At 74.0% G+C, this 22,123-nt stretch carries 17 protein-coding genes and 1 tRNA gene; 5 read left to right on the top strand and 13 right to left on the bottom strand.

Annotated elements, in window-relative coordinates; translation table 11 throughout:
- The 8 genes from FHE66_RS04950 to FHE66_RS04985 all read right to left on the bottom strand — a co-directional run.
- Positions 1–2,365: NADH-quinone oxidoreductase subunit G (locus FHE66_RS04950; protein ID WP_139071896.1), on the bottom strand; the 2,365-nt coding region annotated here is incomplete at its 3' end.
- Complete coding sequence (gene nuoF, locus FHE66_RS04955) at positions 2,362–3,678, bottom strand: NADH-quinone oxidoreductase subunit NuoF (protein WP_139071869.1); 1,317 nt, start codon at positions 3,676–3,678, stop codon at positions 2,362–2,364. The genes nuoF and FHE66_RS04950, both read right to left, overlap by 4 nt.
- Positions 3,675–4,493 (bottom strand): NADH-quinone oxidoreductase subunit NuoE, encoded by an 819-nt coding sequence (nuoE, locus tag FHE66_RS04960; RefSeq protein WP_139071870.1) that lies wholly within the window; start codon positions 4,491–4,493, stop codon positions 3,675–3,677. The genes nuoF and nuoE overlap by 4 nt, the downstream gene beginning before the upstream one ends.
- Positions 4,493–5,830: an NADH-quinone oxidoreductase subunit D gene (locus FHE66_RS04965; protein ID WP_139071871.1), complete on the bottom strand. Its 1,338-nt coding sequence runs from the start codon at positions 5,828–5,830 to the stop codon at positions 4,493–4,495. The genes nuoE and FHE66_RS04965 overlap by 1 nt, the downstream gene beginning before the upstream one ends.
- The gene (locus tag FHE66_RS04970; RefSeq protein ID WP_230976644.1) at positions 5,830–6,522 is read right to left on the bottom strand and encodes an NADH-quinone oxidoreductase subunit C; all 693 of its coding nucleotides are present in this window, start codon (positions 6,520–6,522) and stop codon (positions 5,830–5,832) included. The genes FHE66_RS04965 and FHE66_RS04970 overlap by 1 nt, the downstream gene beginning before the upstream one ends.
- 110 nt (positions 6,523–6,632) lie before the next feature.
- Positions 6,633–7,187, bottom strand: coding sequence for an NADH-quinone oxidoreductase subunit B family protein (locus FHE66_RS04975; RefSeq protein ID WP_139071873.1), 555 nt, complete (start codon positions 7,185–7,187; stop codon positions 6,633–6,635).
- 10 nt (positions 7,188–7,197) lie between these two features.
- Positions 7,198–7,557, bottom strand: a complete 360-nt coding sequence (locus FHE66_RS04980; RefSeq protein ID WP_139071874.1) for an NADH-quinone oxidoreductase subunit A — start codon at positions 7,555–7,557, stop codon at positions 7,198–7,200.
- Between the two features lie 73 nt (positions 7,558–7,630).
- Positions 7,631–8,923: a geranylgeranyl reductase family protein gene (locus tag FHE66_RS04985; protein ID WP_139071875.1), complete on the bottom strand. Its 1,293-nt coding sequence runs from the start codon at positions 8,921–8,923 to the stop codon at positions 7,631–7,633.
- Positions 8,924–9,116: 193 nt separating this feature from the next.
- Between FHE66_RS04985 and FHE66_RS04990 the strand changes: the two genes are divergently transcribed.
- Complete coding sequence (locus FHE66_RS04990) at positions 9,117–10,409, top strand: isochorismate synthase MenF (protein ID WP_139071876.1); 1,293 nt, start codon at positions 9,117–9,119, stop codon at positions 10,407–10,409.
- Between the two features lie 55 nt (positions 10,410–10,464).
- Here FHE66_RS04990 and FHE66_RS04995 read toward each other — a convergent pair whose 3' ends face one another.
- Positions 10,465–11,784, bottom strand: coding sequence for a S1C family serine protease (locus FHE66_RS04995; protein WP_139071877.1), 1,320 nt, complete (start codon positions 11,782–11,784; stop codon positions 10,465–10,467).
- 250 nt (positions 11,785–12,034) lie between these two features.
- On the opposite strand from FHE66_RS04995, the gene fdhD reads away from it, so the two are divergent.
- Complete coding sequence (gene fdhD / locus FHE66_RS05000; protein WP_139071878.1) at positions 12,035–12,868, top strand: formate dehydrogenase accessory sulfurtransferase FdhD; 834 nt, start codon at positions 12,035–12,037, stop codon at positions 12,866–12,868.
- Here fdhD and nrfD read toward each other — a convergent pair.
- From nrfD to selD, 4 genes are all read right to left on the bottom strand, one after another.
- The gene (gene nrfD, locus FHE66_RS05005) at positions 12,838–13,881 is read right to left on the bottom strand and encodes an NrfD/PsrC family molybdoenzyme membrane anchor subunit (RefSeq protein ID WP_139071879.1); all 1,044 of its coding nucleotides are present in this window, start codon (positions 13,879–13,881) and stop codon (positions 12,838–12,840) included. The two genes, fdhD and nrfD, sit on opposite strands and share 31 nt — an antisense overlap.
- On the bottom strand, positions 13,878–14,795 hold the full coding sequence (locus FHE66_RS05010) for a 4Fe-4S dicluster domain-containing protein (RefSeq protein ID WP_255303606.1): 918 nt from the start codon (positions 14,793–14,795) through the stop codon (positions 13,878–13,880). The genes nrfD and FHE66_RS05010 overlap by 4 nt, the downstream gene beginning before the upstream one ends.
- A gap of 32 nt (positions 14,796–14,827) precedes the next feature.
- The gene (gene fdh, locus FHE66_RS05015; protein ID WP_176554655.1) at positions 14,828–18,124 is read right to left on the bottom strand and encodes a formate dehydrogenase; all 3,297 of its coding nucleotides are present in this window, start codon (positions 18,122–18,124) and stop codon (positions 14,828–14,830) included.
- A gap of 67 nt (positions 18,125–18,191) precedes the next feature.
- Positions 18,192–19,187 carry a selenide, water dikinase SelD gene (selD, locus tag FHE66_RS05025; protein WP_176554656.1) on the bottom strand — a complete coding sequence of 332 codons (996 nt, stop codon included), beginning with the start codon at positions 19,185–19,187 and terminating at the stop codon, positions 18,192–18,194.
- A gap of 61 nt (positions 19,188–19,248) precedes the next feature.
- Here selD and FHE66_RS05030 point away from each other — a divergent pair.
- From FHE66_RS05030 to FHE66_RS05040, 3 genes are all read left to right on the top strand, one after another.
- Positions 19,249–19,343, top strand: a tRNA-Sec gene (locus FHE66_RS05030).
- 20 nt (positions 19,344–19,363) lie between these two features.
- A complete protein-coding gene (selA, locus tag FHE66_RS05035) occupies positions 19,364–20,659 on the top strand; it encodes an L-seryl-tRNA(Sec) selenium transferase (RefSeq protein WP_139071883.1) in 1,296 nt (431 codons plus the stop codon).
- The coding region (locus FHE66_RS05040) for a GTP-binding protein (RefSeq protein ID WP_139071884.1) at positions 20,659–22,123 on the top strand (1,465 nt) is incomplete at its 3' end. The genes selA and FHE66_RS05040, both read left to right, overlap by 1 nt.

Genomic DNA, 22,123 nt, shown 5'->3' on the forward strand with positions numbered 1-22,123 from the left:
GCCCGCGACCGTCGTCGAGCATGAGCTTCCAGGTGGCGAGGACCGCCTGGCCCGGGCCGGCGACCGGCGCGGCGCCGGCCTCGGCCGGCACGGGGGCCGGGGCCTGGGACGGCTGCCAGCCGGCGAGCTCGCCGATCTGCGCGTGGACCTCGGCGAGGGTGGCGGACCCGAGGGTCACCCCGAGCTCGGCGGCGAGGCCGTCGAGGACCCGGTGGTCGCTGAGGTGGTGGGAGACGAGCACCTGCCCGAACGGCCGGCGGCGACCCTCCCAGTTGACGAAGGTGCCCCCCTTCTCCACGGGCGGGGCGACGGGCAGGACGACGTCGGCGTGGTCGGTGACCTCGCTGCGGCGCACCTCGAGCTGGACGACGAACCCGGCGGCGGCCAGGGCCCGGCGCGCGAGCGCGGGGTCGGGCAGGTCGCGCACGTCGACGCCGCCGACGAGGAGCCCACCGAGCTGTCCGGCGGCCGCGGCCTCGAGGATCGCGGGCAGGTCGCGGCCGACCTCGGCGGGCAGGCGGTCCACGCCCCAGGCGGCCGCGGCGTCGACGCGGGCCTCGGCGTCGGTGACCTGCCGGCCGCCGGGCAGCAGCCCGGGCAGCAGGCCGGCCTCGACGGCGCCGCACTCACCGGCGCGCCGCGGCACCCAGGCGACGCGCGCCCCGGTGCGGTCGGCGAGCCGCTCGACGGCGCTGAGCGTGCCGGGCAGCGCCGCGGCCCGCTCGCCGACGAGGATGACCGAGCCCGGCGCGGCCAGCGCCTGGGCGATCGCCGCGTGGGCGACCTCGCCGGAGTCCGGGGTGATGGCGCCCAGGACGCCCGGCTCGGAGCCGGGGGCCGTCGGGAGCAGCGAGGCGCGCAGCTTGGTCGTGCCGCGGGTGGCGAAGGGCGCGATCGTCGAGACGGCGACCGTCCCGGCGAGCATCCCCTTGCGCAGCCGCAGGAAGATCGTGCCGCACTCCTCCTCCGGCTCCAGGGCGACGAGGAGGACGTGGCCGGCCTGCTCCAGCCCGGAGTAGGTGACGTCCATCGACCCGGCGGCGACGCGGCGGGCGAGGAAGTCGGCCTCCTCGGCGGAGGACGGGCGGGCGCGGTGGTCGACGTCGTTCGTGCGGAGAACCGCGCGGGCGAAGCGCGACCAGGCGTAGGAGTCCTCGAGGGTGAGGCGGCCACCGGGCAGGACACCCACGCCGCCGGCCTCGCGGGCCCGCTCGAGGCCGCGGGCCGCGAGGTGCAGGGCCTCGGACCAGCTGGTCTCGACGAGCTCGCCGGTCTCCTCGTCCCGCACGAGCGGGTACTCGAGGCGGTCGGGGGCGGTCTGCCACGCGAAGGCGAAGCGGTCCTTGTCGGTGATCCACTCCTCGTTGACCTGCGGGTCGTCGCCCGCGAGGCGGCGCACGACGACGCCGCGGCGGTGGTCCACGCGGATGGCCGAGCCACTCGCGTCGTGCTCGGAGACCGAGTCCGTCGACACGAGGTCGAAGGGCCGTGAGCGGAAGCGGTAGGTGGCCGAGGTGAGCGCGCCGACCGGGCAGATCTGGATCGTGTTGCCCGAGAAGTAGGAGGAGAACGGGCGACCGGTGGTGTCGGTCTCGGCGACGCCGATCGGGCCGGCGGACAGGCCGACCTCGATCCCCGGCTCGCCCTGGACGGGGCCGCTGAGGCCGTCGTCGGTCACTCGCGGGGCGTGCCCGCCGGCGTAGGCGAAGTCGAGGACGTCGGCGTCGAAGGTGCCGACCTGCGAGCCGTGGGTCGCGTGGACCTCCCGGCCGGGGGTGCCGCCGCCGCGACCCTGGAGCGCGATGAACGGGTCACCGGCGATCTGGTCGGAGAAGCGGGTGCAGCGCTGGCACAGGATGCAGCGGTCGCGGTCGAGGAGGATCTCGCTGGAGATCTTCAGCGGCTTGGGGAAGGTCCGCTTGATGTCGACGAACCGGGTGGTGGCCCGGCCGTTGCTCATCGCCTGGTTCTGCAGCGGGCACTCCCCGCCCTTGTCACAGACGGGGCAGTCGAGCGGGTGGTTGACGAGGAGGAACTCGATCATCCCGTGCTGCGCCTTGTCGGCGACGGCGGAGGTGTGCTGGGTCGCGACGACCATCCCGGGCGTGGCCTCGAGCGTGCAGGAGGCCTGCGGCTTGGGCATGGCCCGCAGGTTGCCCTCGCGGTCGGGCATGGAGACCTCGACGAGGCACTGCCGGCAGGCGCCGGCGGGCTTGAGCAGCGGGTGGTCGCAGAACCGGGGGATCTGGATGCCCACCTGCTCGGCAGCCCGGATGACCAGCGTGCCCTTGGGGACATCGACCTCGACGCCGTCGATCGTGACGGTGAGGAGCTCCTCCTCGACCTTCGCGGGGGTCGTCGTCATCGGGCACCTACTTCGGAGAACAGGGCGGAAGCCTCGTACGGGAACAGCTCGCTGGCCGGGGTGTGGGTCCCGGCCTCGAACTCGGCGCGGAAGTGCTTGATCCCGCTCTGGATCGGGACCGCCGAGGCGTCACCGAGCGCGCAGAACGAGCGGCCGGCGATGTTGGCGGAGACGTCGAGCAGGAGGTCGATGTCGCTGGGCAGGCCCTTGCCGGCCTCGAGCCGGTGCATGACCTGCTTCATCCAGTACGTGCCCTCGCGGCAGGGGGTGCACTTGCCGCAGGACTCGTGCTGGTAGAAGTCGGTCCAGCGGGAGACGACCCGGACGACCGACACGGTCTCGTCGAAGACCATGAGCGACCGGGTACCGAGCATCGAGCCCGCTGCCCCGACCGAGTCGTAGTCGAGGGGCACGTCGAGGTGCTCCTCGGTGAGGATCGGCGTGGAGGAGCCACCGGGCACCCAGAACTTCAGGCGGTGCCCGGCCCGGACGCCGCCGGCCATGTCGAGCAGCTCGCGCATGGTGATGCCGAGCGGCGCCTCGTACTGGCCGGGCCGGGTGACGTGGCCGGACAGGGAGAAGAACCCGTGGCCGGCCGACTTCTCGGTGCCCATCGAGGTGAACCACTCCGCTCCCCCGCGGATGATCGTGGGGACGGAGGCGACGGACTCGACGTTGTTGACGACCGTCGGGCGCGCGTACAGGCCGGCGACCGCCGGGAACGGGGGCTTGAGCCGCGGCTGGCCGCGCCGGCCCTCGAGGGAGTCGAGCAGCGCCGTCTCCTCACCGCAGATGTAGGCGCCGGCGCCGGCGTGCACGGTGATCTCGAGGTCGTAGTCGCCGTTGGGGCCCAGCCCCTTGCCGATGAGACCGGCCTCGCGGGCCTCGCGGACCGCCGCGAGGAGGCGCCGGTAGACGTGGACGACCTCGCCGCGCAGGTAGATGAACGCGTGGTGCCCGCCGATCGCGTAGGACGTGATCGCCACGCCCTCGATGAGGGCGTGCGGGTTGGCCATCATGAGCGGGATGTCCTTGCAGGCACCCGGCTCGGACTCGTCCGCGTTGACCACGAGGTACCGCGGTCCGCCGTCGGCCGGGGGCAGGAAGGACCACTTGAGGCCCGTCGGGAAGCCCGCGCCGCCGCGGCCGCGCAGCCCGGAGGCCTTGACGGTGTCGACGATGTCGGCCGGGGCCATGGTGAAGGCCTTGGCCAGGCCCTCGTACCCGCCACGGGAGCGGTAGGTGTCCAGCGTCCAGGAGCGCTCGGCGTCCCAGGGGTCGGACAGGACCGGCGTCAGCTGCGTCGTGCTCACTGCTTGCCCTCCTCGGCCGTGGCGCCCTCGCCGGCGGGGCCACGCTTGCCCGCCGGGTCGGAGTCGTCAGGGGTGGTCGGCGGCCGTTCGGCGCTGCCGTAGGGGTCGGGGACGTCTCCGGTGGTGCCGGACGCGTCACCGTCCGAGCTGTCCAGCGAGGGCGCGCGCCAGCCGTGCTCACGCGCGATCGACAGGCCGGCGAGCGTCGCGGGGCCCGCGGCGGGTCCCTCGTCGGCGCGTCCGTCCTCGAAGCCGGCGAGCACGTGGGAGATCTCCTTGAACGTGCCGACGGTGGCGGCGCCACGGGTCGGGGTGACCGGGCGCCCGGCGCGCAGCTGGTCGACGAGCTCGACCGCCGACGTCGGGGTCTGGTTGTCGAAGAACTCCCAGTTGACGACGATCACCGGCGCGTAGTCGCACGCCGCGTTGCACTCGACCTGCTCGAGAGTGATCTTGCCGTCCTCGGTGGTCTCGTCGTGCCCGATGCCCAGGTGCTCCGAGACACGCTCGTAGATGAGGTCGCCACCCATGACCGCGCACAGCGCGTTCGTGCACACCCCGACGGTGTACTCACCGTTGGGGTGGCGCTTGTACTGGGTGTAGAACGTCGCGACCGCGGAGACCTCGGCGCGGGTGAGGCCCAGGACGTCGGCGCACAGCGCGATGCCGCGGGCGCTGACGTACCCGTCCTCGGACTGGACGAGGTGGAGCATCGGCAGGAGCGCGGAGCGCGCCTGCGGGTAGCGGGAGATGATCTGCGCGGCCTCGCCGCGCAGCCTCTCCTCCGCCTCGGGTGCGTAAGCGGTGACGCTCATCAGCGGTCCACCCCTCCCAGGACAGGGTCGAGCGAGGCGAGCGTGACGACGACGTCGGCCAGCTGGCCGCCCTCGCTCATGATCGACATCGACTGCAGGTTCGAGAACGACGGGTCACGGAAGTGGGCCCGGTAGGGGCGGGTGCCGCCGTCGGACACGAGGTGCACGCCCATGACGCCCTTGGCGTGCTCGATGGTCTGGTAGACCTGCCCGGCCGGGACCCGGAAGCCCTCGGTGACGAGCTTGAAGTGGTGGATGAGCGACTCCATCGAGGTGCCCATGATCTCGCGGATGTGGTCCAGCGAGTTGCCCTGGCCGTCGCTGCCGATCGACAGCTGCGCGGGCCACGCGACCTTCTTGTCGGCGACCATGACGGGGCCGGGGGTCGCGTCGAGCCGGTCGAGGACCTGGTAGACGATCTTCATGGACTCGTAGCACTCGGCCCAGCGGACCTTGACGCGAGCCATGGCGTCGGACGCCGTCTCGGTGATGACGTCGAAGTCGTAGGTCTCGTAACCGCAGTACGGGGAGACCTTGCGCAGGTCGAGCGGGTAGCCGGCGGCGCGCAGGCACGGCCCGGTGAGACCCAGGGCGAGCGCGGCGGACAGCGAGATGTACCCGACGTCCTCGTGACGCGCCTTGTAGATCGGGTTCGCCATCGTGAGGTCCTGCAGCTCACCGATGTCCCGACGGACGTTGGGGAGCAGACGGCGGACCATCTCGGTGGTGTCGGCCGGGATGTCCTGCGCGACGCCGCCGGGGCGGATGTAGGCGTGGTTCATCCGCAGGCCGGTGATGTGCTCGAAGATCCGCAGGATCTCCTCGCGGGCGCGGAAGCCGATGGTCATCATCGTCGTCGCGCCGAGCTCGTTGCCGGCGGTGCAGATGGCGACGAGGTGGGAGGCGATCCGGTTGAGCTCCATGAGCAGGACCCGGATGAGCGTGGCGCGCTCGGGCACCTCGTCGGTGATGCCGAGCAGCTTCTCCACCGCGAGGCAGTAGGGCACCTCCTGGAAGAAGGGGGCGACGTAGTCCATGCGGGTGCAGAACGTCACGCCCTGGGTCCAGGTGCGGTACTCCATGTTCTTCTCGATACCCGTGTGCAGGTACCCGGTGCCGACGCGCAGCTCGTTGACCGTCTCACCCTCGATGTCGAGGATGAGACGCAGGACCCCGTGGGTCGAGGGGTGCACCGGGCCCATGTTGACGACGATCCGCTCCTCGCCGAGGCGCTCGGCCTCGGCGGCGATCGATGCCCAGTCCCCGCCCTCGGCGGTGAACTCCGGGCCGGTGTGGGAGTCGAGCGCAGGCCCCGTGGCGTGCAGGTTCGTGGCCATCAGCTGTAAGACCTCCGGGTGTCGGGCGGCGGGACGGTCGCACCCTTGTACTCGACCGGGATCCCGCCGAGCGGGTAGTCCTTGCGCTGCGGGTGGCCGACCCAGTCGTCGGGCAGCGCGGTGCGCGCGAGGGAGGGGTGACCGTCGAAGACGATGCCGATGAGGTCCCAGGTCTCACGCTCGTGCCAGTCGTTGCCCGGGTAGACGTCCACGAGGGTGGGCACGTGCGGGTCGGCGTCGGGGCAGGTGACCTCGATGCGCAGCTGGCGGCTGTGGGTCAGCGAGAGGAGGTGGTAGACGGCGTGCAGCTCGCGGTCGACGTCGTTGGGGAAGTGGACGCCGGAGACGCCCAGGCACAGCTCGAAGCGCAGGTCCTGGTCGTCGCGCAGCCACTGGGCGACGCGGCGCAGGTGCTCGCGGGAGAGGAAGATCGTGAGCTCACCGCGGTCGACGACGACCTTCTCGATCGCGGCGTCGGGGTCGATGCCCTCCCCCTCGAGCAGCTCGACGAGGACGTCGACGACCTCGTCGAACCAGCCGCCGTAGGGACGCTCGGAGGCGGGCGGCATCGCCACGGGGCTCACCAGCCCGCCGAAGCCGGAGGTGTCGCCCGAGCCGTGCACGCCGAACATCCCGCGGCGCACGTCGACGACCTCGAGCTGGGTACGCCCGCCACGCGGCCCGGCGGGCACGTTCTGGCCACCCGCCTCCAGGGCGGCGGCGGTCGTCGACTGCGCGCCGACCTCCCCGGTCCCCGGCTTGACGGTGTCGGCCGCGGACTTCTTCTCGTCGTCGCGCTCGCTCACGCCAGCAGCCCCTTCATCTGGTGGGTGGGGGTCGCCGCGAGGGCGGCCTGCTCGGCGGCCCGCGCTGCGGCCTCACGGTTGACGCCCAGCGGCTCGTTCCGGACCTGGTCGTGCAGCGCCATGATCGCGTTGATGAGCATCTCGGGCCGCGGCGGGCAGCCGGGCAGGTAGATGTCGACCGGGACGAGGTGGTCCACGCCCTGGATCACGGCGTAGTTGTTGAACATGCCGCCGCTCGAGGCGCACACGCCCATGGAGATGACCCACTTGGGCTCGGCCATCTGGTCGTAGATCTGCCGCACGACCGGGGCCATCTTCTGGCTCACCCGGCCCGAGACGATCATGAGGTCAGCGTGGCGCGGGGAGGCCCGGAAGACCTCCATGCCGAAGCGCGAGATGTCGAAGCGCGGGGTGCCGGCCGCCATCATCTCGATGGCGCAACAGGCCAGGCCCATGGTGACGGGCCACATCGAGGACTTGCGTGCCAGTCCGACGGCCTTCTCGACCGTGGTGAGCAGGAACCCTGCGGGGAGCTTCTCTTCCAGACCCATGTTGTCCTCCTCAGTCCCACTCCAGCGCGCCGCGCCGCCACTCGTAGACGAAGGGCACGGTGATGATGGCGATGAACGCGAGCGCGGCCACGAGGCCGAAGGTCGCGAGCTCGGTGAAGGCGATCGCCCACGGCACGAGGAAGATCACCTCGACGTCGAAGACGATGAACGTCATCGCCACGAGGTAGTACTTGATCGGGAAACGGCCTGCCGCTGCGGCGCGGGGCGTCGCCTCGACGCCGCACTCGTAGTTCGCGACCTTGACCCGGTTGTAGCGCCGGGGGCCGATGACCGCGCTCGCCGCGAGGCCCCCGATCGCGAGCAGTGCGGAGACCGCTCCCATGATGAGGATCGGGACGAAGGGGTTCATCGTGCCTCCGTTGCTGCTCGGCGCGCCGTGTGCGCGGTGACCTGCCGGCCGTTGTCGTGTCCGTGTCGTGTGCTCACGATGAGGGGACCGCCTTGCTCAGTGCCGCGATGAGCCTATCCATCCAGTCCCCGTCGCGGCGATCGAAGCCGTCGGACAGGAGCTTCATGACGAAGCGCATGAGGACGGGCCGGGGAAGACCGTACTTCACGCACATGCGCATGATCTCCGGACGCTCGATGAGGCGGGCGAAACCCTGACCGAGGGTGAAGTAGCCGCCGAGCTCCTCGGAGAGGATCTTGGGGTAGGTCCGCAGCGCCTTCTCCAGGGCGTACGGGGTGTGCCGCGCGAGCGCCTGGGAGACGACGTCGGCCGCGATCCGCCCGGACTGCATGGCGTAGGCGATGCCCTCGCCGTTGAACGGGGAGACCATGCCGCCGGAGTCACCGACGAGGAGCAGACCCTGGGAGTAGTGCGGCTTGCGGTTGAACGCCATCGGCAGGGCGGCGCTGCGCAGCTCGCCCACCTGGTTCTCCGGGGTGAACTCCCACTCGGCCGGGGCGTTGCGCATCCACTGCGCGAACAGGCCCTTGTAGTCGAGGTGCGTCGGCTTGGCGGTGGAGCTGAGCGACCCGAGGCCGACGTTCACGGTGCCGTCGCCGAGCGCGAAGATCCAGCCGTAGCCGGGCTGGAGGTTCGACCTGCCCGGCTCGCCGTCCCACAGCTCCAGGTGCGACTCCATCATCGGGTCGTCGTGCCGCGGGCTCTTGAAGTAGGTGCGGATCGCCACGCCCATCGGGCGGTTGTCGTTCTTCTCGATGCCCATCGTCGTCGCGAGACGGGCGGAGACCCCACCGGCGTCGACGACGATGCGCGCACGGTAGGTGCGCTCCTCGCCGGTCCGGCGGCCGTTCTCGTCGACCAGCCGGGAGGTGACCCCGAGGATGCGTCCGGAGCGCTCGTGGCGCACCGGGCCGGTGACGGCGACGCCCTCGTGGAGACGTGCTCCGCTCGCGGCGGCGTGCCGGGCGAGGGTCTCGTCGAGGTTCATCCGCGAGCGGGCCAGCCCGTAGGCGGGCATCTCGGCGAGCTCGGGCCAGGGGATCTCGATGCAGTGGCCGGCGCCGTAGGTGCGCAGCCCCCAGTTGCGGATCCAGCCCTCGGACTCGGGCGTGGGGACGCCCATCCGGATGAGCTCGGCGACCGCGCGCGGGGTCAGACCGTCGCCGCAGACCTTGTCCCGGGGGAAGACGCCCTTCTCGAGCAGCAGGACGTCGAGCCCGGTCTGCGCGAGGTAGTGGGCAGTGGCCGAGCCCGCCGGGCCTGCGCCGACGACGATGACGTCGGCGTCCTCATGGGCTGCGCGCACGTCACCTCTCCTGCTTCCGGTGCTCACCGGCACGAGAAGGGCGGCCGGGATGCCAGGGCAGTCTACAAAGGTCACGAGGCGCGATCCGCTAAGGCTGCCCTAACTACCGCACCCTCCCGTGGGCCCGGTGACCAAGGTCTCTTTGCGCACGGGGCGGGCGCCCGGGCCGTCGGGCGCCCATAGGATCGAGACGATGTCGACCGCACCCGCCGGGGCCCCGGCACCCACTCCGCTGCTGGCGCGCACCGTGCCCATCGCCGATCCCGGCGACCTCCTCGACCTCCTCCCGCGGCCCGACGCCGCCGCGACGGTCAGCTGGGTGCGCCGCGGTGACGGGCTCGTCGGCTGGGGAGTCGCCGCGCGGGTCGACACCCACGGCGCCACGCGGATGGTCGACGCAGACGCCTGGTGGCGCGAGACCGCGGGCACCATGGTCGTGCGCGACGACGTGCGGCTGCCGGGCACCGGCCCGGTCGCCTTCGGGTCCTTCGCCTTCTCCCGCCGCTCCGACTCGGGTGGGACGCTCCTCGTCCCCCAGGTGCTCGTCGGACGCCGGGAGGGCCGCAGCTGGCTCACCGTCGTCGGCCCGGCCGGGCTGGGCCCGACCCCGTCCCTCGCCGCCTGCCGCGGCGAGGTCACGCCGGTCACCGGCCCCGGCGAGGTCTCCTTCACCGACGGCGCCCTGACGAGCGAGGAGTGGCAGCAGGCGGTCGCCGAGGTCGTCGCCACCATCCGCGGCGGTGAGGTGGAGAAGGTCGTCATGGCCCGCGACGTCGTCGCGCGCACGGGCGCCGACCTCGACGTGCGCCACCTGCTGCGCAACCTCGCCGACCAGTACCCGACGTGCTGGACGTTCTCGGTGGACTCGCTCGTCGGGGCCACCCCCGAGCTCCTCGTCCGCCGCGACCAGGGCCTCGTCGCCTGCCGGGTGCTCGCCGGCACCATCCAGCGCACCGGCGACGACGCCGCGGACCTGCGGCGTGCCGCCGAGCTCGCCCGGTCCTCCAAGGACCTCGGGGAGCACGAGCTCGCCGTCGCGTCCGTCGCGGAGGCGCTGGGGCCGTACTGCTCGAGCTTCAACGTCCCCGACTCCCCCTTCGTGCTCCACCTGCCCAACGTCATGCACCTGGCCAGCGACGTCACCGGCGTCCTGGACCGCTCGCACTCCGGCGGGCCGAGCTCCCTCGCCCTCGCCGCGGCCCTGCACCCCACGGCCGCGGTCGGAGGCACCCCCACCGCCCGGGCGGTGGAGCTGCTCGCCGAGGCCGAGCGGATGGACCGCGGCCGCTACGCCGCCCCCGTCGGGTGGATGGGCGCCGACGGCGACGGGGAGTGGGGAATCGCGCTGCGCTCCGGTCAGGTCACCGGCCCGCGGTCGGTGCGGCTGTTCGCCGGGTGCGGCATCGTCGCGGCCTCCGAGCCGGCCGCCGAGGCCCGCGAGTCCGAGGCCAAGCTCACCCCGATGCGCAGCGCCCTCACCTCCTGAGACGACGACGCCCCGTGCTGCTCGCGTGAGCGGCACGGGGCGTGGCCGGGTGGGGTCAGGCGCGGGTCGCCAGGGTCACCTGGACGTCCTGGGCCTTGCCGTCGCGCACGACGGTGAGCGTGGCGCTCTCCCCGGAGGTGTACTGGCGCACGTAGCCGGTGAGGGAGGCGGCGCTGTCGACCGGGCGGCCGTCGATGGCGGTGACGACGTCGCCGCGCTCCAGGCCGGCGTCCGCGGCGGGCGATCCCTGCTCGACGCTGCCGATGCCCGCGCCGTCGCGCGTGACACCGTCGACCTCGACGTCCGTGTCGGCGAGCCCGACACCGAGGAAGGCGTGCTCCGCCTCACCGTTCTCGATGAGCTGCTCGGCGACGGTCGCCGCCTGGTCGACCGGGATCGCGAAGCCGAGGCCGATGCTGCCGGCCTGGCCGCCGCCGTTGGACAGCGTGGCGATCGAGCTGTTGATGCCGATCACCCTGCCCTGCGCGTCGAAGAGCGGACCGCCGGAGTTGCCCGGGTTCACGGCCGCGTCGACCTGGATGGCGTTGGTGACGACCGACTCGGTGCGGCTCTGGGTGACGACCGGGCGGTCGAGGGCGGAGATGATGCCCGTCGTGGCCGTCGAGTCGAGGCCCAGCGGGTTGCCCATGGCGAGGACCGCCTGCCCGACGGCGAGGTCGGAGGAGGTGCCGAGCGTCGCGGGCGAGAGGTCGGCCGGCGGGTCGACGATCTGCACGACGGCGAGGTCGGTGGTCTCGTCCTGGCCGACGAGCTCGGCCTGGTAGATCCGGCCGTCGGCGAGGGTGACGCTCATCTCCTGCGCACCGTCGACGACGTGGCTGTTGGTGAGGACGTGGCCCTCGGTGTCGATGACGACGCCCGAGCCCTGGCCCGCGCCCTCGGCGCCCGCGACGTCGATGGCGACGACGGACGGCCCGACTGCGGAGGTCACGGCCTGCCAGTCCGGGGTGGTCGAGGTCGAGCTCGCGGGGATGACCTGCGAGGTGGTGGCGGTCGTCGTGCCGACGGTCTCGTCGTCGGCGAGGGCGCCGGTGACCGCGGCGGTGCCGAGGCTCGCGAGCAGCGCGGCCGTGGCGGCGGTGGCGCCGAGCGCGGCCCAGCCCCGGCGGCGCCCGTGCGGCAGGACGCGCGGGGCCGGCGTCGCGGCGGCGGTCTGCTCCCCGGCGAAGGGGACGCGGTGGGCCGGGTGCGGCGCGGGCATCGGCTGCTCGGTGGTGGGGGTGGTGGCGGCCTCGGGGGTCGTGCCCTTGCGGCCGAGGAGGACGGCGTCGACCTCCGCCTGCTCGCGGGTGACCCGCTCGTCGTCGGCCGGCAGGTGCGGCCGGATGCTCTCGTCGCGCTCGATGTCGCTCATGTGTGTGGTTTCCCTCCTGACGTTGATGCATCCAGGGAACCCGACGCACCTTGAACGCCTCTGAGGACCACCTGAGAACTCCCTGAAAATCTCCGCCCCCTCCCTCTGGGACACCCCCTGGCGCCCGAGGACACCCCACCCAGCACGCCCGCCGGCCGCGAAAGCACGACCCAGAGGGGCGCGGCGAACGCGGGGGCGGCGGGGCGGGCCGCGGATACGATCGGGGCCTCGGCGCCGGCGAGGAGGACGGGTGCGACGGACCAGAAGGCACAAGGTCGTGCGGCTCTCCGCCGGCGGCGCCTCCAGCGCGCGCAGCGACGTGCTCGCCGGCGAGGAGCCGATGGAGCTGCGGGTCGACGGCCGCGCGTGGACGGTGACGATGCGCACCCCCGGTGAGGACTTCGACCTCGCGCTCGGGTTCCTCGTCTCCGAGGGCGTCGTGTGGGACGCGGGGCACGTCACCGCGATCTCCTACGGCGCCGGGGTCAACCCGGACGGCACGTCGAGCTACAACGTCGTCGACGTCCGCCTCGCCCCCGGCGTCGCGCCCCCCGACACCTCCCACGAGCGGCACGTCTACGTGTCGAGCTCGTGCGGGATCTGCGGCACCGCCTCCATCGACGCCGTCACGCGCGTGGCGCGGGTCCCGGTCGCCGACGACGTCCGCGTCCCCCTCGGCGAGCTGCTCGCCATGACCGAGCGGCTGCGTGAGCGCCAGCGGCTCTTCGCCGACACCGGCGGGGTCCACGCCGCCGGTCTCTTCCGGCTCGACGACGACGGCCGGGCCGAGCTGCTGTGCCTGCGCGAGGACGTCGGCCGGCACAACGCCGTCGACAAGGTCATCGGCTGGGCGCTGCGGGAGCACGGCCTGCCGCTGCGGCGCTGCGTGCTCCAGGTGTCCGGCCGGGCGTCCTTCGAGCTCGTCCAGAAGGCGCGGATGGCGGGGATCGCGGTGCTGGCCGCGGTGAGCGCCCCCTCGGCGATGTCGGTGGAGCTCGCGACCGAGGCCGGCATGACGCTCGTCGCCTTCAGCCGCGGGGACTCCGCGAACGTCTACGCGGGGGCCGAGCGCGTCCTGCCCTGAGCCTCCGGCGGCGTCCAGCGCACCGGGCGTCCCTCGGTGAGTCGCTCACGCTGGGGGACGACGGTGTAGCGCGGGTCGCGCGCCGAGGCCTGCCCCGCCTCGAAGACCCCCATCCGGGTGCACAGCGAGCCGGCCACGAGCGCGGCACCGCCGACCACCCCGGCCCAGCGGCGCCGGCCCGCGAGGAGCGCGGTGAGGCCGCCGGCCGCGGTCAGCGCCTTGGCCGCCCTCGTCCAGCGCCCCCCGCGTCCGGTGTGCAGCGTCTCGGCCGACAGCCCCATCGACCGTTCCATCACCCGCTCCGCGACGAGCTCGACCAGCGCGCCCGCCGCGGCCATCCGGCGCGCCGGGCCGGCCTGCGCGGCGGGTGCGAGAACCATCGCCAGCCCGCCGGAGGACGCCGCCGCGGAGGCGCAGAAGACGAAGGGCAGCTCCCCGTGCGCGTCGCGCCACGACGGCGTCGAGGTGTCGGACAGGAGGACGGCGGTGTAGGCGGCCACCGGCGGGGCGGTGACGGCGGCGAGCACCCCGGCGGGGCGGCCGGCGGCGCGCAGCAGCCGCACCGCCCTGGCGTCGGCGGGCAGCGGGAGGAGCCCGGCGGCCTCGTCGAGGGCCGCGAGCGCCGCGGGCGCCCCGTAGATGCTCAGCAGCCACGTCCCCACCGACATCGGGGAGGTGAGCTTGACCGTGCGCAGCATGTTGAGGAACCGCTCGGGGCGGCCGAGGTCGCTCACGAGCAGCGCCATGCTCACCGCCAGCCCTCCGGCGGCGCCGAGCCGCCCGGCCCTCCGTAGCGCGGGGAGGCCGGTGAGCTGGGCGCCGGCCGCGAGCAGCGAGGACCCGGCAGCCAGCCCACCGAAGAACATGTAGAGCGGGATGCGCGCGTCCCACGGCGCGGGCTTGACCACCTGGCGTCCGTAGTAGGAGGTGAACTCCGCCTCGGGCACCGGCTGGTCCCCCGCCCGGTCGCGCCGGGTGCGTGGGCGGCGCGGGCGGTCCGCCGTCGCCGTCATCGCCTGCGTCCCACGAAGGCGAGGGCGGCGCCCGCGAAGAGGGCGACGGCGGCCGTCGTCGCCCTGCTGAACATCCGGGCGAGGTCGCGGGTGGGGACGACCGGGTCCGGGGGCAGTCCGTAGACCTCCGGCTCGTCGAGGAGGAGAAAGAAGGCCCCCGTGCCGCCGACGCCGTCGTGCGGGTCGTGCCCGTAGAGGCGGGCCTCGGCCACGCCCTGCTCGTGCAGCTCCTCCCGACGCCGCTCCGCGCGCTCGCGCAGCTCCTCGACGTCGCCGTACTGGATCGACTCCGTGGGGCAGGCCTGCGCGCACGCGGGGGTGAGCCCGTCCCCCAGCCGGTCGTAGCACAGCGTGCACTTCTGGGCGACGCCGACGTTGGGTGCTCCCTGCGGGCCGCGGCGGCGCTCGATGACGCCGTAGGGGCAGGCGGCCACGCAGTAGCCGCACCCGTTGCACACGTCCGCCTGGACGACGACGGTCCCGAACTCCGTGCGGAACAGCGCGCCGGTGGGGCACACGTCGAGGCAGCCGGCGTGGGTGCAGTGCTTGCACACGTTGGAGGCCATGAGCCAGCGCAGGCCGGACGCGGCGTCGTCCTCGTCGGCCATGAGCGGGGCGCCGACGGCGGGCTCCTGTCCGCCGGTGGTGACGGGCGGTCCGCTGCCCGGCATCCCGAGGTCCACCGCCGGGCGCCGCTGCTCGACGAACGCGACGTGCCGCCACGAGTTGGCCCCGAGGGCGCCGGTGTTGTCGAAGGACTGGCCGAGGAGGTCGTAGTCCTCCCCGCCGGGGATGAGGTTCCACTCCTTGCACGCGACCTCGCACGCCTTGCAGCCGATGCACACGCTCGTGTCGGTGAAGAAGCCCTTGCGGGGCGGCGGGTCGGCGTACCCGGCGTCGCGGGCCGGGTCCACCGGCCCGAAGAGGCTGTTCCTGCCTGCCACGTTCAGCTGCCCTCCTCGGGTCGGTGCGGCGCGTCGGCGCGGCCGGCGGACCTGGTGACGGCCCGGGGGTCGGCGGTGACGATCGGACGGCGGTCCGCCGTCCCGGCGCGGGTGCGGTAGCCCTCGAGGAGGTCGAGCAGAGCGGCGCCGCGCGGCCGCCGGCCGGGGCGCACGTCGCAGGTGCCGGCCTTCGTCTCCTGGATGAGGACGTTGGGGTCCAGGCTGATGCCGAACAGGTCGTTCGTCGAGTCCCCGGTGACCAGGCCCTTGCTCCCCCAGTGGTAGGGCAGCCACACCTGGTGGACCACCCGGCCCGCGACCCGCAGCGGCCGCAGCCGGTCGGTGACGACGACACGGCCCTCGACGGCAGCGCGCGCGGTGACGACGTGGCACCAGCCGAGGTGCTCGAGGCCTCGTTCGCGCGCGAGCGCCGGGGAGACCTCGACGAACATCTCCGGCTGCAGCTCGGCGAGGTACTCCAGCTGGCGGCTCATCGCCCCGGCGGTGTGGTGCTCGGTGAGCCGGCTCGTCGTGAAGACGAACGGGAAGACCTGCGGGTCCTCGGCCGGCGGGCTCGGGTGGATGGGGTTGACCTGCTCGCGGTACTCCACCCGGGTGGGGTTGGCCTGCTGGCCGTAGAGCGGGTTGCCGAACGGGGACTCGACCGGCTCGTAGTGGGTGGGCAGGGGGCCGTCGAGGAGCCCGTTCGGGACGAACAGCGCACCGCGACCGTCACCCTGCATGACGAAGGCGTCGGTGCCGTCGAGCGCGTCGACGCCGACGGCGCCGGGCTCGTGGCGGTAGGACGGCGGCTTGGTCCGCTCGATGTCGGGCACGTCGTGCCCGGTCCACTCGCCGGCCTCCTCGTCCCACCACACGTAGGCCTTGCGCTCGCTCCACGGCCGGCCGGCCGGGTCGGCCGAGGCGCGGTTGTAGAGGATCCGCCGGTTCGCCGGCCACACCCAGCCCCACTCCGGGGCCACCCACGACTGCTCGGACCCGGGCCTGCGGCGCGCGGCCTGGTTGACGCCGTCGGCGTACACGCCGGTGTAGATCCAGCAGCCGCCGGCGGTGGAGCCGTCGGCGCGCAGCTCGGTGAACGTGGACAGCGGCCGCCCGGTCGCGACGTCGACGCCGTTGATCTCCCGGAGCACCGCCTCGGCGCTCGGCTCGTCGTGCTCGCCGTGGACCGGGTAGTCCCACGTGAGGTCGAGGAGCGGGCGGTCACGCTCCTCCCCACGGGCCGCCAGCCGCTCCCGCACGATCCGACCGAGGTGGTAGAAGAACCACAGCTCCGAGCGGCGGTCCCCGGTGGGGTCGACGGCCTTCTCGCGCCACTGGAGCATCCGCTGCGTCTGGGTGAAGGTGCCCTCCTTCTCCACGTGCGAGGCGGCGGGCAGGAGGAAGACCTCGGTGGCGCACTCCTCGGTGACGATCTCCCCGGTCTCGATCTCCGGGGAGTCCTTCCAGAACGAGGCGCTCTCGATCTCGTAGAGGTCGCGCACGACGAGCCACTCGAGGTTCGCCAGCCCCAGGCGCTGGGCCCGGCCGTGGGCCGAGCCGACCGCGGGGTTCTGCCCGAGGAGGAAGTACCCCTTGACCTTGCCCTCGATCATGTCCAGGACGGTGCGGTAGGTGCCGTGGTCGCCGTCGATGCGTGGCAGGTGGTCGTAGCACCAGTCGTTGTCCTCGGTGGCCGCCTCCCCCCAGTAGGCCTTGAGCAGGCTGACGGCGTAGGCGGCGCCGTTGCCCCACAAGCCCTTGCGACCGGGCATGCTCATGTCCTGCACCCACGACGCGAGGTCGGGGTGGCGGCGGGCGTCGGGCATGACGAGGTAGCCGGGCAGCAGGTTGAACAGGGTGGGGATGTCGGTGGAGCCCTGGATGCTCGCGTGGCCGCGCAGCGCCATGATCCCCCCGCCCGGGCGGCCCATGTTGCCCAGCAGCAGCTGGATGATCGCGCCGGTACGGATGTACTGGGCGCCGACGCTGTGCTGGGTCCAGCCCACGCTGTAGACGAGGGCGGTGGTCCGCTCCCGGCCCGAGGCCGCCACCCACGCCTCGGCCACCTCCCGCAGCTGCTCACGGCTCACCCCGCACGCCTCCTCGACGAGCTCGGGGGTGTAGCGGGCGAAGTGCCGCTTGAGCACCTGGTAGACGCACCGCGGGTGCTGGAGCGTCTCGTCACGCTCGTGCTCCTCGGGCACCGGCATGCCGTGGGACTCGTGCTGCATGCCCGAGGCCGTCGACCGGTCCGCGGCGGCGTCGTCCTCGTCCACGCCCGCACCCTCCGCGCCCGCGTACTGCCACGTCGCGGTGTCGTAGGTGCGTGTCTCGGGGTCGAAGCCGGAGAACAGGCCGTCGAGGTCCTCGGTGTCGAGGTAGTCCTCCGAGAGGATCGAGGAGGCGTTGGTGTAGGCCAGGACGTACTCGCGGAAGTCGAGCTCGTTGCTGAGGATGTGGTTGACGATCGCGCCGAGGAACACGATGTCGGTGCCCACCCGGATCGGCACGAAGGTGTCCGCGAGCGCGCTCGTGCGGGTGAACCTGGGGTCGACGTGGATGACCTTGGCGCCGCGCCGCTTGGCCTCCATCACCCACTGGAAGCCCACCGGGTGCGCCTCGGCCATGTTCGACCCCTGGATGACGATGCAGTCCGCGTTCGCGAGGTCCTGCTGGAAGTTGGTGGCCCCTCCTCGGCCGAAGCTGGTCCCCAGACCGGGGACCGTGGCGGAGTGTCAAATACGTGCCTGGTTCTCGATCTGCACGGCGCCCATCGCCGTGAAGAGCTTCTTGATGAGGTAGTTCTCCTCGTTGTCCAGGGTCGCCCCGCCGAGCGCCGCGATGCCCATGGTGCGCCGCAGGTGGCGTCCCTCGGCGTCGGTCTGCTGCCACGTGGCGGCCCGGGTGGCCAGGACGCGGTCGGCGATCATCTCCATCGCGACGTCGAGGTCGAGGTCCTCCCACTCGGTGCCGTGGGGGCGCCGGTAGCGGACCTTGTCGAGCCGGTTCGCCCCGGTGACCAGGCTCTTGCTCGCCGAGCCCTTGGGGCACAACCTGCCGCGGGAGATCGGGCTGTCCGGGTCCCCCTCGATCTGGACCACCTGCTCGTCCTTGACGAAGACCCGCTGCCCGCACCCGACGGCGCAGTAGGGGCACACGCTGCGGGCCACGCGGTCGGCGGTCGCGGTGCGCGGGGTGATCTCCTCGGTCCTGCGCGACCTGGCGGCCAGGCCGCGGCCGAGCACGTCCGGCCCGGTGAGCTGCCGCAGCACCGGCCAGCTGAGGAACGTCGTCATCGCCTCACCTCCCGCGTGCGGCCACCGTAGCGCCCCGCCCCGACGTCCGCACCGGTCTTGGGAGCGCTCAGCGCACCCGCACCGTCCACTCCTGCGCCGGGACGAGCTCGCCGACCACCGGGTGCCCCGGCAGCTCCCCGACGACGAGCAGCCCGCCGGAGGTCTGCGCGTCGGCGAGGAGGAGGAGCTCGTCCTCCTCGACCTCGGGCAGGAGGTGGGGGCGCACCCAGTCGAGGTTGCGGCGGCTGCCGCCCGGGACGAACCCGGCGGCCAGCGACGCGCGCACGCCCTCGAGGTAGGGCACCGCGGCGGCGTCGACGACGGCGCTCACCCCGCTCGCCCGGGCGAGCTTGAAGAGGTGGCCGAGCAGCCCGAAGCCGGTGACGTCGGTGGCCGCCTCGACGCCCGCGGCGAGCGCCGCGGCCGACGCCTCCCGGTTGAGCGTCGTCATGACCGCGACGGCCTCCTCGAACCGCTCGCCGGTGGCCTTGTGCCGGTTGTTGAGGACGCCGAGCCCGAGCGGCTTGGTGAGCGTGAGCGGCAGCCCGGCGCGGCCGGCGTCGTTGCGCAGCAGCCGCGCGGTGTCCGCGATCCCGGTGACCGCCTGCCCGTACTTCGGCTCGGGCCCGTCGACGCTGTGCCCGCCGCCGAGCACCGTGCCCGCCTCCGCGCACACCGCCGCGCCGCCGCGCAGCACCTCGGCGGCGACGTCGAAGGGGATGCGGTCTCGCGGCCAGGTGAGGAGGTTGACCGCGACCACCGGTGTGCCGCCCATCGCGTAGACGTCGGACAGCGCGTTCGCCGCGGCGATGCGGCCCCAGTCGTACGGGTCGTCGACGACGGGGGTGAAGAAGTCCGCGGTGGCGATGACGGCGCGGGTGCCGTCGATGCGCACGACAGCGGCGTCGTCGCCGTTCTCCAGGCCGACGACGAGGTCGGGGTGGGTGCTGAGCGGAAGGGTGCCCAGCACCCGTTCGAGCTCACCGGGCGGCACCTTGCAGGCGCAGCCGCCCCCGGCGGCGTACTGGGTGAGGCGCAGGGCGGGCGGAGTGGTGGTCGTCACAGCGGCCACAGTATGGGCCGACGTGAGCCGTGGCCAGGGGTGTCTCGCTAGGCTGCCCCACGGAGGCGTACCTCGTCTGGTGACGGGCGCGGTCTTCAAAGCCGTTGTGGTCGAGGATCTCGGCCAGGCGGGTTCGATTCCCGTCCGCCTCCGCCACCGACCCCTGGGAGGCACTGGTGCCCGACCCCCGGCGTGCGACGCCGCGCACCGACACGGTCCTGGCCGACCCTGCCCTCACCGCCGCCGCCGGCCGCCTCGGGCCGGCCCTCGTCCGCGACGTCGTCCACGACGTCCTCGCCGCGTGCCGCACGGGCCTGGTCGAGCCGGGCGACGTCGCCGGCGTCGTCCTCGCGTCCCTGCCGGCGACGCCGACGACGCTGCGTCCCGTCCTCAACGCCACCGGCGTGCTCGTCCACACCAACCTCGGCCGCGCGCCACTGTCGCCCGCCGCCGTCGAGGCGCTCGCCGTCGCGGCCGGGACGAGCGATGTCGAGCTCGACCTGTCCTCCGGACGGCGTGGGCGGCGCGGCCGAGGGGCGCTGGACGCCCTGGCCCGGGCGGTGCCGGACGCCGGAGCCGTGCACGTGGTGAACAACGGGGCGGCGGCGCTCGCGCTCGTCACCCTCGCGCTGGCCGCCGGGCGGCGCGTCGTCGTCGCGCGCGGCGAGCTCGTCGAGATCGGCGACGGGTTCCGCATCCCCGAGCTGCTCGAGTCGGTCGGGGCCCGGCTGCGGGAGGTCGGGACGACCAACCGGGTGCGGCTGGAGGACTACGCGGAGGCGGTCGACGACGACGTCGCGTTCGTCCTCAAGGTGCACCCCTCGAACTTCCGGGTCACCGGCTTCACCTCCGCGGTGCCCGTCGAGCAGCTGGCGACACTCCCGGTGCCCGTCGTCGTCGACATCGGGTCCGGGCTGCTCGCACCCCACCCGCGACTGCCCGAGGAGCCCACCGCCGCTGCCGCGCTGCGGGCGGGTGCCACCGTCGTCACCGCCTCGGGGGACAAGCTCCTCGGCGGCCCGCAGTGCGGGCTGCTGCTCGGCGAGACCGGCGTCGTCGAGGGCCTGCGGCGCCACCCCTTCGCCCGCGCGCTGCGCGTCGACAAGCTCACCCTGGCCGCGCTCGAGGCGACCCTGCGGGGGCCGCTCCCGCCGGTCCGGGCCGCGCTGGAGGCCGACGCCGCCGAGCTGCTGCGCCGGGCGCGGGCGCTCGCCGCCGCCCTCGCCCCCGACGTCCCGGCCGAGGCCGTGGAGAGCGTCGGCGCCGTCGGCGGGGGCGGGGCGCCGGGCGTCGAGCTGCCCAGCGCCGCCGTCGCCGTGGACGAGCGGTGGGCCCTCCCGCTGCGCACCGGGGCCACGCCCGTGCTCGGCCGCGCGCACCGCGGGCGGCTGCTGCTCGACCTCCTCGCCGTGCCCGCCGACCAGGACGAGGCCCTCGTCCGGGCCGTGCGCGCCGCCGCCGGGGCCCCGTGATGCGGGTCGTCGCGACGGCGGGACACGTCGACCACGGCAAGTCCGCCCTCGTCCGCGCGCTGACCGGCGGCGAGCCGGACCGGCTCGAGGAGGAGCGCCGGCGCGGGCTGTCGATCGAGCTCGGCTACGCGTGGACCACGCTGCCGGGCGCGGGCGAGGTCGCGTTCGTCGACGTCCCGGGGCACGAGCGGTTCATCACGACGACCCTCGCCGGCCTCGGCCCGGTCCCGGCCGTCCTCTTCGTCGTCGCCGCGGACGACCCGTGGATGCCGCAGGCCGCCGAGCACCTCGCCGCCCTCGACGCGCTCGGGGTGGACCGCGGGGTCCTCGCCGTCACCCGCGCCGACCTCGCCGACCCCGCCCCCGCCCGCGAACGCGCCCTCGACCAGCTGAGCGTCACCTCGCTGGCCGGCGCCCGGGCCGTGGCGGTGAGCGCGCGGACCGGGGACGGGCTGGCGGAGCTGCGGGAGGCGCTCGTCGAGATGCTCGCCACGCTGCCCCAGCCGTCGGCCGAGGTCCCGGTCCGGTTGTGGGTGGACCGCAGCTTCACCATGCCCGGGGCGGGGACCGTCGTCACCGGCACCCTGCCCGCCGGGCGGGTGCGCCCCGGCGACGGGCTCACCTCGTTGCGCGGCGGGCACCGTGTCCGCGTCGTCCACTCCCTCGGCCGGGCGGTCGAGGAGGTCACCGGCACGGCGCGCGTCGCGCTCAACCTCTCCGGCGACGTCGAGCGCGGCGACGTGCTCGTCACGCCCGGGGCGTGGGAGCACACCGAGGTGCTCGACGTGCGTCTCGGACCCACCCGCCTGGGCCGCGGCGACCCGCCGCGACGCCCGCTCCTCCACGTCGGCTCGGCCGCGCTCCCCGTGCACCACCGCCCGCTCGCCGAGGGCCTGGCGCGGCTCACGGTCGAGCGTCCGCTGCCGCTGCGGGTGGGCGACCGGCTGCTGCTGCGCGACCCCGGCACGCGCCGCCTGTGGGCGGTCACCGTGCTCGACCCCGCTCCCCCGCCGCTGCGCCGGCGCGGTGCCGCGCGGCTGCGGGCCGCGGCGCTCGCCGACGCCGACGGGCGGGCCGACCTCGGCGCCGAGGTCGCCCGGCGCGGGCTGGTCGAGGCCGAGCTGCTCACCCGGATCGGGGTGCCGGCGGACGGTGCCGCACCGGGAGTCGTACGGGCCGGCGGGTGGCTGCTCAGCACCGCCCGACTCGCCGAGGCCGCGCGCGAGGCCGCCGCCGTCGTCCGTGAGCACGCGCGGGCCGCGCCGCTCGAGCCCGCACTCACCCTGCCCGCGCTCGCCGAACGGCTCGGGCTGCCCGGGCCCGAGGTCGCGGCCGCCGTCGTCCACGACCCGCTGCGGGTCGAGGCAGGGCGCGTCGTCGAGGCCGCTGCGGCGTGCGTGCCCGCCGAGGTCCTCGCGGCGGTGGAGGCGCTCTCCGCACACCTGGACGCCGAGCCGTTCGCCG

It is taken from the genome of Georgenia sp. 311, assembly GCF_006151955.1.
GTDB lineage: Bacteria > Actinomycetota > Actinomycetes > Actinomycetales > Actinomycetaceae > Oceanitalea > Oceanitalea wutianyii.